This is a genomic window from Amnibacterium sp. CER49 (assembly GCF_029846255.1).
GTDB lineage: Bacteria > Actinomycetota > Actinomycetes > Actinomycetales > Microbacteriaceae > Amnibacterium.
Genome location: NZ_JARVWQ010000001.1, coordinates 1,263,728 through 1,280,324, shown reverse-complemented (window position 1 = coordinate 1,280,324; position 16,597 = coordinate 1,263,728). Strand labels below are relative to the sequence as shown.

Genomic DNA, 16,597 nt, shown 5'->3' with positions numbered 1-16,597 from the left:
TACGGCCGGCCGGATCACCTACACGCGGTCGTCGTCCAGGCCCTGACGCGCCGTCAGGCAGGCACGTCCTGCTTCTCCTGCGCCTCCTGCGACGCAGGGAGGCGCCCGGACTCGTCGCGCGGGATGCGGACGCTGAGCGCGAGCTCGTCGACGCGGGCGCGCACCGCCACGACCTCGCCCATCGTGTCGCCGTCGAGCTGGAAGTGCTGGGGCGAGTCCGGACGCACGACGATCTGCTTGCCCCGGAGGTAGCGGAGGGTCCGCACCTCCTTCGTGTTCTGCAGGATCTTGCGGCCCAGCCTGCTGCGGCGCATGACGCCATTCTCCCAGATCACCTTCCAGATGATCTGCAGCCAGCCGAAGAACCCCTCGGGCCGCAGCGCGACGATGTCGAACTGGCCGTCGTCGACCACGGCGTCGGGGAGCAGCAGGATGTTGCCGGTCAGCAGGCCGCAGTTGCCGATGAGGATGGTGTTCACCCGCAGGTTGCGGGCGCTCTCCTCGTCGAGCCGGAAGCGGATGCGGATGTAGTTGGAGCGGCCGAGGCTGCGGGCGATGCCGCCGACGTAGGCGAGCCAGCCGACCTTCTTCTTCAGCTTCGTGTCGGTGTTCGCGATCATCGCGGCGTCGAGGCCGAGGCCCGCCATGACGAGGAAGGCGTGGGTGTCGCGCTGCCCGTCGGGGCGCTCCATGTCGACGACCCCGAGGTCGATCTTGCGGTTCACACCGGTGAACGCGGTCTCGACCGACTCCTCGAGCCGGTCGATCGTGAGCTTCAGGTTGCGGGCGAGCAGGTTGCCGGTGCCGGACGGCAGCAGCGCGACCGGGACGTCGGAGCCGCGCAAGCCCTCGGCGACCGCTCGGATCGTGCCGTCACCGCCGGCCGCGAGCACGACGGTGGCGCCGTCCTCGAGCGCCTGCTTCGCCTGGCCGGTGCCCGGGTCCTCCTCGCTGGTCTCGTACCAGCGCGTCTCGCTCCAGCCGTGGCGTTCGGCGCTCGCGCCGACCACCTTCCGCAGCTGGTCGAGATCGACCTTGATGGGGTTGAAGACGACCGCGGCGTGCGATCCGGTCGCGGCGCTTCCCTCAGACATGCGGGAACCCTATCGGCGCGCCTCCGCAGGGTCCCGGCCCTGTTCAGGGGTTGTGGGGCGACCTCGTGCACGCCGCTTAGGCTTGGGCCGTGATCGACGTGCAGCTGATCCGCGCCGCACCCGAGGTCGTCGAGCGGTCGCAGCGCCTGCGCGGGGAGCGCGTCGAGGCCGTCGCCGAGGCCGCCGCCGCGGATGCCGAGCGCCGCGAGGCCATCGCCGAGTTCGAGCGCCTCCGGGCCGAGCAGAACGCGTTCGGCAAGCGGGTCGCCGCTGCCGACAAGGCAGAGAAGCCCGCGCTGCTCGCCGAGGTGAAGCAGCTCTCCGAGCGGGTGAAGGCCGCGTCCGAGCGCTCGTCCGCGGCCGAGGCGCAGGCGGAGGCGGCGCTCGCCGCGATCCCGAACGTGGTGCTCGACGACGTGCCGCCCGGCGGCGAGGACGACTACGTCGTGCTCCGCGAGGTCGGCAGGCGCCCCGCGTTCGACTTCGAGCCGCGGGACCACCTCGCCCTCGGCGAGCTGCTCGGCGCGATCGACATGGCGCGCGGCGCGAAGGTGTCGGGCGCCCGCTTCTACTACCTGCGCGGCATCGGCGCGCGGCTCGAGCTCGGCCTCATGCAGCTCGGCCTGAACCGCGCTCTCGAGGCCGGGTTCACGCCGCTCATCACCCCGACGCTCGTGAAGCCCGAGATCATGCAGGGCACCGGCTTCCTCGGTGCGCACGCCGACGAGGTGTACCGGCTCGAGGCCGACGACCTCTACCTCACGGGCACGAGCGAGGTGGCGCTCGCCGGCTACCACGCCGACGAGATCCTCGACGTCTCGACCGGGCCGCTCCGCTACGCGGGCTGGTCGACCTGCTACCGCCGCGAGGCGGGCAGCCACGGCAAGGACACCCGCGGCATCATCCGCGTGCACCAGTTCGACAAGCTCGAGATGTTCTCGTACATCGACCCGGCCGACGCCGAGGCGGAGCACGCTCGGCTCCTCGCGCTGCAGGAGGCGATGCTCACGGATCTCGGGCTCGCCTACCGCGTCATCGACACCGCCGCGGGCGATCTCGGCACGTCGGCCGCGCGCAAGTACGACGTCGAGGCCTGGGTGCCGACGCAGGGCGCCTACCGCGAGCTCACCTCGACCTCGAACTGCACCACGTTCCAGGCTCGACGGCTGAACATCCGCTACCGCGCCGAGAGCGGCCGCACCGCGCCCGTCGCCACGCTGAACGGCACGCTCGCCACGACCCGGTGGATCGTGGCGCTGCTCGAGACGCACCAGCGGGCGGACGGCTCGGTGGCCGTGCCCGAGGTGCTGCGGCCCTACCTCGGCGGCCTCGAGGTGCTCGAGCCCGCCTCGTGAGCGAGCTGAACGGCGGACCCTGGCTCGTCGCGCTCGACATCGACGGCACGGTGCTCCACGAGGACGGCATCGTCTCCGACCGCGTGCGCGACGCGGTCCGCACCACGGTCGAGGCGGGCAACGAGGTGATGCTCGCGACCGGGCGCTCGGTCGCCGGAGCGCTGCCCGTGCTCGACCTGCTCGGCATCGCGCCCGAGTACGTCGTCTGCTCGAACGGGGCGATCACGCTCCGCCGGGATCAGGACGACCCGACCGGTTACCGGCGGGAGTTCGTCGAGACCTTCGACCCGAGCGAGGTGCTCATCACCGTTCGCGACGCCCTGCGCGAGGCGCGCTACGCGGTCGAGGACGAGGCCGGGCACTTCCGCTACACCGAGGACTTCCCGCAGGGCGGGATGGGCGAGTCGAGCGAGCAGGTGCCGTTCGAGCAGCTGCTCGGCGTCCGGGCCACCCGCGTCGTCGTCATCTCGCCGACGCACGGCATGGAGGAGTTCCTCGAGCTCGTCGAGCGGATGGGCCTGCACCGCGTCAGCTACGCGGTCGGCTGGACCGCCTGGCTCGACATCGCCCCGGACGGCGTGAACAAGGCCACGGCCCTCGAGCGGGTCCGCGAGCGGCTCGATGTGCCGGCGGATCACGTCGTCGCGGTCGGCGACGGCCGCAACGACATCGAGATGCTCGAGTGGGCGAGCCGCGAGGGCCGGGGCGTCGCGATGGGCCAGGCGCCCGGCGAGGTGCGGGCGGTCGCGACGCAGGTCGCGGGGCCGGTGGCGCTCGACGGTCTTGCGGAGCTGCTGGAGCGCCTCTTCGGCTGACCCGCGTGGCTCCTGCACCCGGCGGCTGCTCCCTCCTGCGGTTCGGAAAGCCCGAATCACGCGAGAAGCGGCACATCCCCTCGAGCAGCTGCCCGGAGACGCGAAGCGGGGCGGTCGCTGCCGACCGCCCCGCTCCTGTTCTCGCGTTCTAGAACGCGCCGATCCCGTTCGGCGTGCCGAGGCCGGTCGGGCCGTCCCAGCCGGCGGTGCCGGTGCAGAGGGCGCTGCCGCCGCAGGAGCCGTTCGAGCCGCTCGTCACGTCGTAGAGGCTGCTCGTGTGGCTGTACGGGTTCGAGCCGTAGGTGACGGAGGCCGCATTACCGGCGAGCGCGTAGACCGAAGCGATGACGGGCGCAGCGACCGAGGTGCCCCCGAAGACCAGCCAGCCGGAGACGCCCTGGTAGACGTAGCTGTCATAGACCGCGACGCCGGTGTTCGGATCAGCGACCGCCGAGACGTCGGCGACTCCCCGCTTGCCGCACGTGGCGGGAACGGTTGTCTGCCAGGAGGGCTGCGCGTCATAAGCGGAGCAGCCGGAACCGGCACCGCTCCACGCGGTCTCCGTCCAGCCTCGCGCGTTGGAGGCCCGGTTCAGGCTCGTGCCGCCGACCGCCGTCACGTACTTCGACGCCGCCGGGTACTGCACGCCATATCCGCTGTCGCCGGAGCTCACCGTGATGGCGACGCCAGGGTGATTGAAGTAGCTCTCGTCGTAGGTCGTGTCACTCGAGGATTCGGACCCGCCGTAGCTGTTGGAGACGACCGTGGCGCCGAGCCGCACCGCTGTGTTGACCGCAGTGCCGAGGTTCGTCAGGGAGGCGGTGCTCGCCTCGACCAGCAGGATGTGGCAGCCCGGGCAGATCGCGCTGGCCATGTCCAGGTCGAGCGAGATCTCCTGCGCCCAGCCGCCGTTGGCGCGCGGCGCCTTCGTCCCGCCGCTCTGGTTGACCTTCCTGAAGCAGCCGTTGCCCGTGGTGCAGGCCGGCAGACCATAGGTCGACCGATAGACGGCGAGGTCCTGCTCGGCGCTCGGGTCGTCGTACGCGTCGACGATGGCGATGGTCTGCGTGCTCGAGCCGGTGCTCGTGAGGTTGTAGGCGGAGCGGAGGTCGCTCGGCCCGTACCCGCTCGGCGCCGCGGTGGCGTTGGGCTTCGCGTCGTTACGGATCGCGTTGCACGCTGCGTCACCGTGCTTCGGTGCCGCGCAGACGTGGACGTGCGACCCCGATGACCCGCCGGGTGCTGCCTGCGCGGCGAGCGGACCGGCGGTGACGAGCATCGCCAGGGCGGTCACCCCCAGCGCCAGCGATCGACCGAACCGGTACCTGCTCATCCGGACCTCCCCGTCGACAAATGGGTGCCCTGATCGAGCCCCGGCCCTCACCGTAAGCGACACCTATGACTTCGGCCAGCGGTGCGTACAACGGCTTGGCATCGCAGGGGAACCGCTTCGAGGAGCGCCGCTCGGTACCATCGCTCCCCTGGAGGGCTGTCCGAGCGGCCGATGGACCCGGTCTTGAAAACCGGTGGGCGGAAACGTCCCGTGGGTTCGAATCCCACGCCCTCCGCCGTGACCTGACGAGCGATTCCTCTGACCAGGGTGACATCTGGCTGCTGTCGGCGGCTGCTCAGCATCCGCGTTTGCCCACATCGTGCCCACACGGGTGCCCGCGAGGTCCTCGTCGGGCCGCTCGCGGCAGAACGCCGTGCAAGTCGGTGACCCGATCGACGTCGGCACGCCGAGATCGCACAAGCAGCGCTCCGTCCCGTCCCCTGGACCATTGGCCCCGGCCACCACCGGGGCATGCGCCGGCGTCAGCGCCCGGGCCCCGTGCATCAGCATCCGAAGTGGCGCGACGTGCTTGATGTGAAGGCTTGACGCTGGAGCGCACATACCTAGACCATCTAGGTATGGATCTTCGAGGCCATCTGGAGCTCCTCGTCCTGGCCGCCCTCGCGAGGACGGGAAGCGCGCACGGCTACGCGCTGATCGGCGCGATGCGCGACGGGTCGGACGGACGGTTCGACCTGCCCGAGGGCACCGTGTACCCGGCCCTGCACCGACTCGAGCGGCTCGGCCTGGTGTCGAGCGGCTGGGACGAGTCGCAGGCGCGCCGACGCCGCGTGTACGTCCTCACTGACGCCGGGCACACGGCCCTCTCCGCGCAGCGAGCGGAGTGGCGCACCTTTGCGGCCGCAGTCGAGCGGTTCGCACTATGAGCATCGACGAGTTCCTCGACGTCGCGTTCGCGCACCTGGCCGGCACGGGCGCGGTCGGGCGTCGTGCGCTCCTGGAAGCGGAGGACCACCTCCGTCAGGCGACCGCGGCTGCCACCGAGCGGGGCGCGACGCGTGAGCAGGCCGAAGCCGACGCGGTCGCGAAGTTCGGCGATCCGGTCGTATTCGCTCGGCGGATCGGTCGCGCACACGGGACGGGTTGGGCGCCGCTGGTGACGGGCGCTTGGGCACTCGGCGCCATCATGGCGGTCGCAGTCGGCCTCGCCGGTGCAGTGGCTGAGATCCTCGGCGACACCCTCGGCCCCGTGTTCGTCGCCGGCGACCGCTACGGCGTGACCTACCGAGCCTGGCGTTGCGCCGAGTACCTGCGCTACGCCCCGCGCGGGTCCAGCTGCAGCGCCGCGGCCGCCCTCCACCACTGGGGCGAGATCGTCGAAGGTCGCGTCGCCGTGGGGGTGCTCGGTCTCCTCGCCGCGCTCCTGCTCGCCGTCGCGCGACGCACGACCCTCAAAGGACCCACCTGGCACGTTCCATGGCCGCTGGTTGCCACCACAGGAGCGATCGCCTTCGGTGTCGCTGCGGTGGTTCGAGGTCTGCCCGATGGTGCGACTGCGTTGCTCTCCACCACCACGGGAACGGGAGCCGGCATCGCCGACGGCGCCATCGCAGCAGTCTTCGCGATCGGTCTGCTGGCCGTAGCGGCTGCTCGCCGGAACAGCCTCCTGGCCGCGCTCAGCACGAGCGCGGCGAGCTGAAGCGAGGGGATGCAGCCCCTGATGCGACGCTCGGTCCCGCGGCGACCGTGACCCTGACTCGGTTCGTGTGACGCGAGCGCAGTTGTCGTTCCGGCGCTGAGAGAGTCAGAGTCCGAGCCGTGACAGGGTCTGCGTTGCGGGCATCGGGGCGCCGAACAGATAGCCCTGGAGCCGGTCGCATCCGGCGCCCTCGAGCATCGCCGCCTGCTCCACGGTCTGCACACCCTCGGCCACGACCTGAAGCCCGAGGTTGCGGGCCAGGTCGACGATGACGCGGATCAGGCTCCGGCCGACCTCGCCGCCGTGGTGGACGAACGTGCGGTCGATCTTCAACTGCGACACCGGGAGGTCCTGCAGCTGCGAGAGCGACGAGTACCCCGTGCCGAAGTCGTCGATGGCCACCCCGATCCCTGCTGCGCGGATCAGGTCGAGTTCCCGCCGAAGCAGCGGGAGATCGGTGACGAGGTGCGACTCGGTCACCTCGACGGTGAGGTGACCGGCGGCAACGGCCTGCCGCTGCACGGCGTCGATGAGGTGGCGAGTGAAGTCGTCGCGCATGAGGTGGCGCCGTGAGACGTTGATCGAGATTCCGGGGGCGAGCGTGTGGGCTCGCGCGCAGAAGGCGCAGGCGTCGGCGATCACGGCGCGCTCGATGGCGTCGATGGTGCCGTTCTCCTCCGCGAGCGGCAGGAACTGGTCCGGCCGAAGGAGTCCGTAGCGCGGGTGCGCCCAGCGCACGAGCGCCTCGTGAGCGACCACCCGGCGCGTGCCCGCCTCCACGATGGGCTGGAAGTAGGTCTCGATCTCCCCGCGCTGCACAGCACCATGCAGCTCGGTGTCGAGCCGGAGCAGATCGATGCCGCGTCCCGGCACCGGCAGGGGGCCGCGGTGACGCTTGATCTCGTACATCGCCGTATCCGCTCGTCGGAGCAGCTCGATCGCCACCGCGGACGGATCCCTCGTCATGTCGACGTTCGCCGACGACGCCATTCCGATGGAGAGGCGCACGAAAACCGGCTGCTCGGCGACGACCAGGGGTGCGTTGAGAAGTTCGTGGATGCGGTCTCGCACCTGCTCCGCCTGGCCGAGATCGCTCAGGTGCGGCAGGAGGACGACGAGCTCGTCGCCGCCCACCCGCGCCACCAGGTCCCGAGGACGTACCGCGGAACGGAGGACCGTGGCGACCGCTCGCAGCACCTCGTCCCCGGCGACGTGACCCAGGGCGTCGTTGATGCGCTTGAAGCGGTCGACGTCGGCGAACAGGACAGCGACGTCTTCGCCGGGACCACGCTCGACGAGGGCGGTCGCGAGCGCCCGCTCGAGTGCCGCCCGGGACAGCAGCCCGGTGAGGCCGTCGACCTCGGCGCTGCGTCGCGCACGCTCCAGCAGCCGGACCGCTTCCAGCGCCACGGTCATGAGTCCCGCGAGCCCGGCCAGTTGCTGCTCGAGCTCGGGTGTGACCGCCTCCGGGGCGGGCGACTCGGACCAGTAGGCCAGCAGTACGCCCCGCACCGCGCCGGCGATGAGCACCGGCATCGACACGAACGCCTTGTTCTCGAAGGCGGCGAGGGCGCCGGCAGCCCATTCGGAGGACTCCGGCGTCGTGAGACGCACACGGGGTTTTCGGAGCTGCTCCGTGAGCTCCGCTGAGTCGGCAGGAGCGAGTTCGTAGTTCAGGGCGGCCTCGATCAGGTGCTCCGGCATGCCGCTGACCGCGGCGATCCGAAGCCGGTCGGCCTCCTCGTCCCAGATCGCGACAGCGGCTCGATCGGAACCGACCATGTCCTGGATGGCGCGAGCCATGGTGGTCGCGAGGTCGGGGCCGTCCGTTGCCCGCCCGAGACGTTCGGCGACGGCGAGCAGCGACGTGGTGGCATCCCGCTGCGCCTCGACCTCACGAAGAGCTGCCTGCGCTTCCCCCTGGGCCATCATCGTGCTGGCGTGTCCGTGATCAGCGAGGCGGCGGGCACGGCGATCGCCTGCGCGAGAAGATCGGCCGAGGGCTCCATCTGCGCAACGACCTCCTGCGATCCACAGGCGCCCGGAGTGGCGGCATGCCGGCTAGGAGAGCCAGCATTAGCGTTCCGCCCGATTCGCCGCAACTCCACGGGCAACTCGCTCGCTGGTCTTGAGCGCATCGTCAGCCTCACCCGAAACGGCAAACCCGGTGCGAGCCGGGGACGCAAAGCCACGGGACCCACGCGGTCAGCCGGGTTACCGAACGAGAAAGCTTCCAATGCCGCTCCCGCGCGATCACGCGCGCGCTCCTGCGCGCGCAGCCGACCTCCTGCGCTCCGGCCCGGTGCCCGCCGAAGCGGGGTTCCGCAGCGCCCGGACCGCTCTCCGCGGTCTGCTCCGTCCGCTCGCCTGGACCTGGGTCTCACGGGTGCAGGGAGAGCTCGACTCGCTTCCGCATCCGGTCGACGAGCCGCGCCAACGGGCTGTCGGCCCGAACGCCGATCACGTGCTGATCGTGGGGAACGGCGCGGCGATCGGGTTCGGCGTGACGTCGTTCCGACTGGCGCTGCCGGGCCAGCTCGCTCGCTCCCTCGCCGTTCGGACGGGTCGAGGGGCAGTGGTGGATGTCGCGGGGCGCCGGGGCATCACGGCCGAGCGAGCCCGAGGCTGGGTCGGCGACCTCGGGCTGCACCGCTACGACGGGATCGTGCTCACCGTCGGTGCCACCGACGCGCTCCGGCTGCTTCCTGCGCGGCACTGGCGGTTCGGACTCGAGGCGCTGCTCGACGAGGTCGACCGCACCCGTGACCGCGCGTCCGTCCTCGTCGTGCTCGGTATTCCACCCGTGCAGCGCTCGCTGCACTCGTCCGGCTTCCTCGGCGATCTCATCGACCGGCATGCCCTCCAGCTGAACGAGATCACGGCAGAGGTCTGCGCGTCTCGAGGACTGCCCTACGTCATGCCGGACATGGGGTACCGCGCGGAGGCGATGTCGCGGGGAGCAGCGCAACGGATCCAGGGGCTCGCAGGCGACCTTGCGGCTGTGATGACCCCGGCGCTCAACGGGGTGTCCGCACGCGGACTGGCCACCTCGCCTCGATCGGCACGAGGGATCATCGAGGCGGGGCAGGACCGGCAGGCGGCGTTGGATGAACTCGCGCTGCGACGCGAGCGGAACCCTCGCATCGATCAGCTGACCCGAATGGCGAAGCTCGCCTTCGGCACGCGCTACGCGGCGGTCACATTGATCGACGGCGAGAGCCAGTGGTACAAGTCCGCGATCAACCTGCCCGACCGCGTGATCCCTCGCTCCCTCGCCCTCTGCGCGCGGACCGTGCAACAGGACGATGCGCTCGTGATCGAGGACCTCACCACGGATCCGCGCAGCCCCGCTCCGATGCTCGAGTACGGGGTGCGCTTCTACGCAGGCGTTCCCATCGAGTCGAGAGACGGGTATCGCGTCGGCGCGCTCTGCGTTCTCGACGACCAGCCGCACGCAGCCCAGGACTTCGATCTCCGCCTTCTGCAGCACTTCGCGATCGAGATCCAGCGCGAGCTGTGGCAGGAGGCTGCGGCGGTCGAGTGAGGCAAGGTTCTTCGTCGAACCGCCGGGGCACGCGCGCGACCAGGCCTCGTCGCTGCCGGGGGAGTGCAGCGTGCCGACGTGACGCTCTCCACCGCCCCAGCCGGGGTGCGACCGGCGGGTCTTCGCCTGCACACGCTTCGCCGTACCGGCGTCGTCACCCGCAGCACCGCACGACGTGATCTCGGGGCCGCGCCGCCTGAACGGATTCCTCGAACAGCCACGGACGTGCAGATGCGTGCGCTCGATCCGAAGCCCCTGTCGCCCCGATCAGGCCGGCCGTGACAGCCATCGATCCTGTCGGCCGGCCGACCCGGACGTCTGCGGCAGCCGACTGGACTCCCGGTCGAGACGCGCCACTGCGAGCAGGTGTGCTCGGCTGTCCTGACAGGATGGGCGGCCGTGCCGATCGCCGACCTCCCGACCGCCCCCGATCTTCGACTGGTCGTCGCCGATATGGACGGGACCCTGCTCGATGGCGAGGGCCGCATTCCGGACGACTTCTGGTCGCTCATCCACGCGATGCGGTCCGTGGGGGTCGTGTTCTCGCCCGCGAGCGGCCGCCAGTACGCGACGCTGCACCGGCTCTTCGCCCCGGTGGCCGAGGGGATGCCGTTCATCGCCGAGAACGGCACCTTCGTGGTGCAGGACGGCCGGGAGCTGAGCAGCAGCCCCTTGGACAGCACGACCGTCGCCGTGGTCGTGAACCGGATGCGCGCGTATGCGCACGCCGGCCGTGACATGGGCACGGTCGTCTGCGGGAAGCGGGCTGCCTACACGGAGCGGTCCGACGCCCGGTTCCTCGCTGAAGCGAAGCGCTACTACGCCAACCTGCAGATCGTCGAGGACGTGCTCGCCACCGGGGACGATGTCATCAAACTCGCGATGCTCGACTTCGAGGGCTCGGAGCACGGCGCCGCCGTCCAACTGGCCGACCTCCGCACCACGCACCAGGTGGTGGTCTCCAACGCGCTATGGGTGGACGTGATGGCGCGCGACGTCGACAAGGGGGCGGCTGTCCGCGCTCTGCAGGCGACGCTCCGCATCGGCTCGGCGCAGACCGCGGCGTTCGGGGACTACCTGAACGACCTGGAGATGCTCGACGCGGCGGACTACTCGTTCGCGATGGCGAACGCACACCCCGACGTGCTGCGCCGGGCGCGCTATGTCGCGCCGGCGAACACCGAGCACGGCGTCGTGACCACGCTGCGGCGGCTGCTCGGGGTATGACCCCGCGCTCCCCCCCCGGTCCGTCAGGCCGGAACCATCAGGGACGATCGACCAGAGGCGGGAGGCGCGGCTCCGCGGCCCTCGACGAGGTGAGCGGACACGGTTCGCCGCGAGGTGAGAGCCGTCCGGTCGGCCGGCATCCGCCCCGCGCCCTTCACCAGGTCCATCTCGCCTCCGACTGGGGAAGGCTGCGGGCTCCGTCCACTTCTACAGTGACGAGGGTGCGGGCCAGACCTTCGAGACGGCGCTTCGCCCGATCTGCCTCGGCTCCGCTGCCCGACGTCACGGTCGGCTCCGCCCGCGGGCGTCCGCTTCTCGGCAGGGAGCCGGTGTGACCGGGGGAGCCTTCGGCGACGCGGTCCGGAAGGACCCACCGGAGAGCGCGGACGTCGTCCCGCTACGGGAGGCGACCGCGGCCTGGTTCCGGATCTCGCTGCAGACCTTCGGCGGTCCGGCCGGGCAGATCGCGGTGATGCAGCGCGCTCTGGTCGATGAGCGGCGCTGGATCGGGCAGCGGCGATTCCTGCACGCGCTGAACTACTGCATGCTGCTGCCGGGACCGGAGGCGCAGCAGCTGGCGGTCTACACCGGATGGCTGCTGAACGGCACGCGCGGCGGTCTGATCGCGGGGGTCCTGTTCGTGCTGCCGGGCCTGGTGGCTCTTCTGGCGCTCACCGTGCTCACGCTCGCCGCGGGCGACACCGCGGTGGTCGTGGGCCTGTTCGCCGGGTTGGCACCGGCCGTCATCGCGATCGTGCTGCAAGCGGTGCACCGAGTGGGCCGGCGAGCGCTGACCCGTCCGGCGCTGGTCGTGGTGGCGGTCCTGTCCTTCCTCGCCCTCACGGTGTTCCGCGTGCCGTTCCCTCTCGTCGTCGCCGCTGCGGGAGCCACCGGGTGGGTGCTCGCGCGGTACATCCCGGCACTCGCCGACGTCGAGGGGCGCAGCGTGGAAGCCGGTGCCGCGCCGTTGATCAGCGACGACGCCCTCCATCAGGCCCGCCCGTCGCTCGTGCGGACCCTCCGCGTCCTCGGGGTCGGAGTGGGGGCGTGGTTCGCTCCGGTGCTGCTCGCAGCGGTCCTCCTCGGCCCGGGCAGCGTGTACGTCGACGAGGGGCTCTTCTTCGCCGGCGCCGCGGTGGTGACCTTCGGGGGCGCGTACGCGGTGCTCGCGTTCGTGGCCCAGCAGGCGGTGCAGGTCCACGGCTGGCTGACCTCGAGCGAGATGGTGCACGGGCTCGCGCTGGCGGAGACGACACCGGGCCCGCTGATCATGGTCACGCAGTGGGTCGGCGGGCTCGGCGCGTTCCGGTCGCCGGCCCCATTGGACCCGTGGGTCGGCATGATCGTCGGTTCCCTGCTCACCACCTGGGTGACGTTCGTGCCGTCGTTCCTGTTCATCCTCCTTGGTGCGCCCTACGTCGAGCGGTTGCGCCACAACCGCCATCTCACCGCCGTGCTCAACGGCATCACGGCCGCGGTGGTCGGCGTGATCGCGAACCTCGCTCTGTACTTCGCCCTGCACACCCTGTTCGCGGACGTCCGCCCGGTCAGCGCGGGCCCCGTCCTGATCGAGGTGCCCGACATCGCCTCGTGGGACCCCTTGGCGTTCGGCATCGCCGCGCTTGCACTGCTCCTGCTCTTCTGGCGGCGCTGGTCGACGCTCCGGGTCCTCGGCGCCTGTGCCGCCGCCGGGCTGGTCGCGACGTTGCTGCGGTGACGGGCCGCCCCGGGAGCCGCATGCTCGCACCGCCGCCGTCGCTCAGCGCCGGAGCGTCGGCGGCAGCCGTGACCCTGGCGGGGCGCAGGCGTCACCTGCTCGCGCTGAATGGCGCCATCGCCACCGGCCCCGGCTGAGCTGCTGGTCACGGACTCGGCTCTCGCCGCCCTCGATCGCACCGACCGGGGACCGTGAGGCGCCCCATCAGGGGCCGGAGCCTCATCGTGCCCCGTGGGGCTCCGGAACCGTGAGGTCTCCCTCGTGCCAGTCGGGCCGTCGTCGCTCGCCGTGGTGCACCGTCGCCCGCAGCGGACCTCGGCGCGGGTGGATCAGCACCGGTTCGACGCAGTACTTGGCGAAGATCGCCGCCGCCGATCCCACGATCGCTCCGGCGAGGGTGTCGGTCAGCCAGTGGGCCTCGAGGTAGGTGCGATCGAGCGCCATGAGGACGACGGATGCGAACCCGGCGGCCCAGATCAGCGGCTCGCCCCACAGCAGGCCGATGGAGACGGCGAGGACCGCCGTGTTGGCCGTATGGCCGGAGGGGAAGGAGCCGAGGAAGCCGAGGTAGAGCGCGCCGCTCGGCGACGGGCGGAGGGAGAGGCACTTCAGCAGGAGCACGTTGCCCTCGCTGAAGGCGCAGGCCACGACGACGGTCGCTCCCGCCGGCACGCCGCGGAGCAGCGCGACGACCGCGGCGAGGCCCAGGTCGAGGAGGGCCCCGATGGGGAATCCGCCGAGGATCGCGAGCGTCTGAGCGAGCACGTCGCGAGGAGCCGTGTGCTGCGCGGCGATCCGGCGCGCCCAGACGGTGTCCATCCGGGTGCCGGGAAGCGACGACGTCAGGCCGAGGTGCACCGCAGCCAGCCAGCACGATGCGAGCGCGAAGGCCGCCAACACGATCATGAGGGCGTGAGGGTGGAGCCGGGGCGGACGGCTCCGGAGCAGAGCCGGCACGCCCGAAGGGTATGGACTCGGCACTGATCCTGCACTGCGATCACCGTCGACACGCGCCGTGCCTGGTCGCAGCACCGCCTCCCGGCGTCACTCGGACCGTGCCCGCACGGGAGCTCGGTCCCGCGTCTGGTCGTGGAGAGCCCGGGATTCGAACCCGGCAGGGCCGCCCGACAGCGACGCTCCCCGGCACGACGCTACCGCGCCGCGGTTCGGATCAGGTTCGCGGAGAAGCGGAGATCGGATCGTTCGCCCGCCCTCGGTCGTCCGCCGCCGCCGCCCGATCCCGCCGTCGGACCCGGACGGGGCACGACGTGCTGAGACTCACCGTCCCGCGCTGCCCGAGTGTAACGACTGTTATGTATGCTGGAGGGGTGGACACACGAGAGCGCCTTGTCGAGAGCACCCGCGAGCTGCTGTGGGAGCGCGGGTACGTGGGCACCAGCCCGGCGGCGATCCTCGAGCGCGCCCAGGTGGGGCAGGGCAGCATGTACCACTTCTTCCGCGGCAAGAGCGACCTCGCCCAAGCGGCGATGGAGCGCACCGCCGAGGTCATGAAGCAGCAGATCGCCGCCGACCTGCTGGGGCCCGGCTCGGCGTACGAGCGCATCAGCGGCTACCTCCGCCGGGATCGCGACGTGCTGAAGGGCTGTCCGGTCGGCCGCATGACCCTCGATCCCGAGATCTTCGCCAGCGAGCCGGCCTCCGAGCCCCTCGAGGAGATGTTCAGCTGGCTCGCCAGCGCGATGCGTGACGTCCTCGAGGAGGGCCGGCGCGCTGGTGAGTTCAGCCCCGAGCTGCCCGCGCAGCAGGTCGCGACCGCGCTGGTCGCCGTGGTGCAGGGTGGCTACGTGCTCGCCCGAGCGGCCCACGAGCCGGCACGGTTCGACGAGGCCGTCGACGGCGCACTCGCTCTGCTGGCGGCGTACCGCAGACCGCAGCGCTGAGACGCGGCGATGCTCGCGACCCAGTGCTCCAGCTCGCTGCCGGCCTGCTGCGACCTGCCCGTGCTCAGGCGACCCGTTCCGCAGCGAGGCCACCTGCTCGTGGCATCGCCGGGGATCGGGCCGGTTCCGACGCCGGTCCTCACCGACGCGGACTCTCGGCGTCCCGCGTTCCTGCGTGCTCGTGCCTGAGTACGCAGGAGATCCGATGGCGCACGGGCTGCCGGAGCGCCATCCGAGCGCCCGGGGTCTCCGTCGGGTCGTGCTGCCGGTCCCGCGCGGTGACCGCCCGCGCCGATTCGGCCAGCTGCTCGTCGGTCTCGCGCTGTACGGGTTCTCGATGGGGCTCATGATCCGCGCCCAGCTCGGCGTCGACCCGTGGGACGTCTTCCACCTCGGCCTGAACCACCTGCTCCACATCGACCTCGGCCTGCTGATCATCGCCGTCTCGGTCGTCGTCCTGCTGGCCTGGATCCCGATGCGGCAGCGTCCCGGCATCGGAACCCTCGCCAACGTGCTCCTCATCGGGCTCGCGACGTCGGCGACCCTGGCGTGGATCCCGGCGCCGGCGCCCATGCTGGTGCGCGTCTCGTTCCTCGTCGCGGGCGTCCTGCTGAACGGGCTCGCGGGCGCGCTCTACATCGGGGCCGGCCTCGGGCCCGGGGCTCGCGACGGTCTGATGACCGGACTCGTCGCCCGGGGAGTCGGCAGCGTGCGGACGGTCAGGACCTGCATCGAGGTGACGGTCCTGCTCGTCGGGTGGATCCTCTCCGGCACGCTGTGGGGCGGTCCGGTGGGGCCGGGCACGCTCCTCTACGCCCTCACGATCGGCCCGATCGTGCACTGGACTCTGCCGCGCCTGACGGTGCGCGCCTCGAGCCGGCCCGCGCCGGGGAGTCCTCGCGGCTGACGAGGGCCCTGCGGGACTGGCCCGTCTCACGCCGCGGAGCCCGGGGGACCTTGTCGGCACCGTGTTCCCGCCACGCGGCGAGCTGCTGCAGGATGCCCTGCTCCTGCTCGAGGGTCAGGGCTGGACCGGGTGCGGCGGGCTGGTGCGCGCCGGCCCGGACCAGCGCGTCGGTGAGCATCTGGACGCGCGGCCGGTGTCGAAGCCCCTGTCGCTCCGCGGCGGATCCGTCCCGCAGGAAGAAGCATCGAAGGCTCGGTTCCGCGATCCAGAGAGGCAGCGACCGGTCGCCCGCGAACTGCTCGACGCCGGAAGCGAGCAGGAGCTCCGGGTCGGCCCACTCGATCCATGACCGGTGCCGTCCGACGAGCCGGGAGAGCGCGATCCAATCCGCGAGCGCCATCGTCGGCCCGACGGCGTTGAACGCCCCGGTGAGACCGTCGGCACCCGCGGCGAGCAGCCAGGCAGCCAGGTCACGTACGTCGATGATCTGGGTCGGTGCCCCCGCCGGCTTCGGTGCGAGCATCGGTCGCGTCGGTGCGAGCGCGGCTCGCGTCACCCAGTACGTGGAGCGACCGGTGGGGTCGCCCGGACCACCGATGAGCCCGGGGCGCACACGGAGCAGTCGGCCGGCCAGGGCGGCGACGGACAGCGCCTCGCAAGCCGCTTTGGCGGGACCGTACTCGAGCGCATCCGCTTCGTCCGCGTCCAGAGGGGCGTGCGGTTCGGCGGCCTCGGACGCGAGAGGGAGGTCCTGGCGCGCGTAGACGCTGCGCGACGAGATGTAGGTCCAGTGGCGCGCGGAGCCCGCCAGCACCGCCACGGCCTCGCGCACGAAGCGGGGCTGCCAGGAGAGCTCGATCACCTCGTCCCACTCCTGCCCGGCAACGGCCTCGTAGGCGTCCGGTCGCCCCCGGTCCGAGGGGACGAAGGTCGCCTAGGCGGGTGGAGCGCCCGTGACGCCCCGGGCGAGGCAGGTGACCCGAGCGCCGCGTGAGCACGCCTGGCGGGCGATCTCACCGCCCACCCATCCCGTGCCCCCGAGCA

General features: G+C 71.6%; 15 protein-coding genes, 1 tRNA gene and 1 riboswitch. Of the genes, 10 read left to right on the top strand and 6 right to left on the bottom strand.

Annotation, left to right across the window (positions count from 1 at the left end):
- Positions 1–53: 53 nt before the first annotated feature.
- Entirely contained in the window at positions 54–1,094 is a 1,041-nt protein-coding gene (locus tag QDR37_RS06185) for a diacylglycerol kinase family protein (protein WP_279712738.1), read from the bottom strand.
- Positions 1,095–1,183: 89 nt separating this feature from the next.
- On the opposite strand from QDR37_RS06185, the gene serS reads away from it, so the two are divergent.
- Both serS and QDR37_RS06175 read left to right on the top strand, forming a co-directional pair.
- Entirely contained in the window at positions 1,184–2,449 is a 1,266-nt protein-coding gene (serS, locus tag QDR37_RS06180) for a serine--tRNA ligase (protein ID WP_279712737.1), read from the top strand.
- The gene (locus QDR37_RS06175; RefSeq protein WP_279712736.1) at positions 2,446–3,264 is read left to right on the top strand and encodes an HAD family hydrolase; all 819 of its coding nucleotides are present in this window, start codon (positions 2,446–2,448) and stop codon (positions 3,262–3,264) included. Before serS ends, QDR37_RS06175 begins: the two co-directional genes overlap by 4 nt.
- A gap of 148 nt (positions 3,265–3,412) precedes the next feature.
- Here QDR37_RS06175 and QDR37_RS06170 read toward each other — a convergent pair whose 3' ends face one another.
- On the bottom strand, positions 3,413–4,597 hold the full coding sequence (locus QDR37_RS06170) for a S53 family peptidase (protein WP_279712735.1): 1,185 nt from the start codon (positions 4,595–4,597) through the stop codon (positions 3,413–3,415).
- A gap of 150 nt (positions 4,598–4,747) precedes the next feature.
- Here QDR37_RS06170 and QDR37_RS06165 point away from each other — a divergent pair.
- From QDR37_RS06165 to QDR37_RS06155, 3 genes are all read left to right on the top strand, one after another.
- Positions 4,748–4,832: transfer RNA gene (locus QDR37_RS06165), tRNA-Ser, on the top strand.
- A 343-nt stretch (positions 4,833–5,175) separates the two neighbouring features.
- Complete coding sequence (locus QDR37_RS06160; RefSeq protein ID WP_279712734.1) at positions 5,176–5,484, top strand: helix-turn-helix transcriptional regulator; 309 nt, start codon at positions 5,176–5,178, stop codon at positions 5,482–5,484.
- Positions 5,481–6,257, top strand: a complete 777-nt coding sequence (locus QDR37_RS06155) for a hypothetical protein (protein ID WP_279712732.1) — start codon at positions 5,481–5,483, stop codon at positions 6,255–6,257. The genes QDR37_RS06160 and QDR37_RS06155 overlap by 4 nt, the downstream gene beginning before the upstream one ends.
- 105 nt (positions 6,258–6,362) lie before the next feature.
- On the opposite strand, the gene QDR37_RS06150 is transcribed toward QDR37_RS06155, so the two are convergent.
- Positions 6,363–8,186 (bottom strand): bifunctional diguanylate cyclase/phosphodiesterase, encoded by a 1,824-nt coding sequence (locus QDR37_RS06150; protein ID WP_279712731.1) that lies wholly within the window; start codon positions 8,184–8,186, stop codon positions 6,363–6,365.
- A gap of 218 nt (positions 8,187–8,404) precedes the next feature.
- Positions 8,405–8,479: riboswitch (cyclic di-GMP riboswitch) on the top strand.
- Between the two features lie 158 nt (positions 8,480–8,637).
- Positions 8,638–9,114, bottom strand: coding sequence for a hypothetical protein (locus QDR37_RS06145; protein WP_279712730.1), 477 nt, complete (start codon positions 9,112–9,114; stop codon positions 8,638–8,640).
- Between the two features lie 60 nt (positions 9,115–9,174).
- Between QDR37_RS06145 and QDR37_RS06140 the strand changes: the two genes are divergently transcribed.
- The 3 genes from QDR37_RS06140 to chrA all read left to right on the top strand — a co-directional run bounded on the left by QDR37_RS06140 (position 9,175) and on the right by chrA (position 12,745).
- Positions 9,175–9,801 carry a GAF domain-containing protein gene (locus tag QDR37_RS06140; RefSeq protein ID WP_279712729.1) on the top strand — a complete coding sequence of 209 codons (627 nt, stop codon included), beginning with the start codon at positions 9,175–9,177 and terminating at the stop codon, positions 9,799–9,801.
- Positions 9,802–10,200: 399 nt separating this feature from the next.
- Positions 10,201–11,028, top strand: coding sequence for a Cof-type HAD-IIB family hydrolase (locus tag QDR37_RS06135; protein WP_279712727.1), 828 nt, complete (start codon positions 10,201–10,203; stop codon positions 11,026–11,028).
- A 331-nt stretch (positions 11,029–11,359) separates the two neighbouring features.
- Positions 11,360–12,745, top strand: coding sequence for a chromate efflux transporter (gene chrA, locus QDR37_RS06130; RefSeq protein ID WP_279712726.1), 1,386 nt, complete (start codon positions 11,360–11,362; stop codon positions 12,743–12,745).
- 219 nt (positions 12,746–12,964) lie between these two features.
- Here chrA and QDR37_RS06125 read toward each other — a convergent pair whose 3' ends face one another.
- Positions 12,965–13,651, bottom strand: coding sequence for a phosphatase PAP2 family protein (locus tag QDR37_RS06125; RefSeq protein ID WP_279712725.1), 687 nt, complete (start codon positions 13,649–13,651; stop codon positions 12,965–12,967).
- A gap of 422 nt (positions 13,652–14,073) precedes the next feature.
- Here QDR37_RS06125 and QDR37_RS06120 point away from each other — a divergent pair, with 422 nt between their 5' ends.
- A complete protein-coding gene (locus QDR37_RS06120; RefSeq protein WP_279712724.1) occupies positions 14,074–14,646 on the top strand; it encodes a TetR/AcrR family transcriptional regulator in 573 nt (190 codons plus the stop codon).
- A 205-nt stretch (positions 14,647–14,851) separates the two neighbouring features.
- Entirely contained in the window at positions 14,852–15,553 is a 702-nt protein-coding gene (locus QDR37_RS06115; protein ID WP_279712722.1) for a hypothetical protein, read from the top strand.
- Here QDR37_RS06115 and QDR37_RS06110 read toward each other — a convergent pair.
- Positions 15,465–16,415 (bottom strand): hypothetical protein, encoded by a 951-nt coding sequence (locus tag QDR37_RS06110; protein WP_279712721.1) that lies wholly within the window; start codon positions 16,413–16,415, stop codon positions 15,465–15,467. The two genes, QDR37_RS06115 and QDR37_RS06110, sit on opposite strands and share 89 nt — an antisense overlap.
- Positions 16,416–16,597 lie beyond the last annotated feature (182 nt).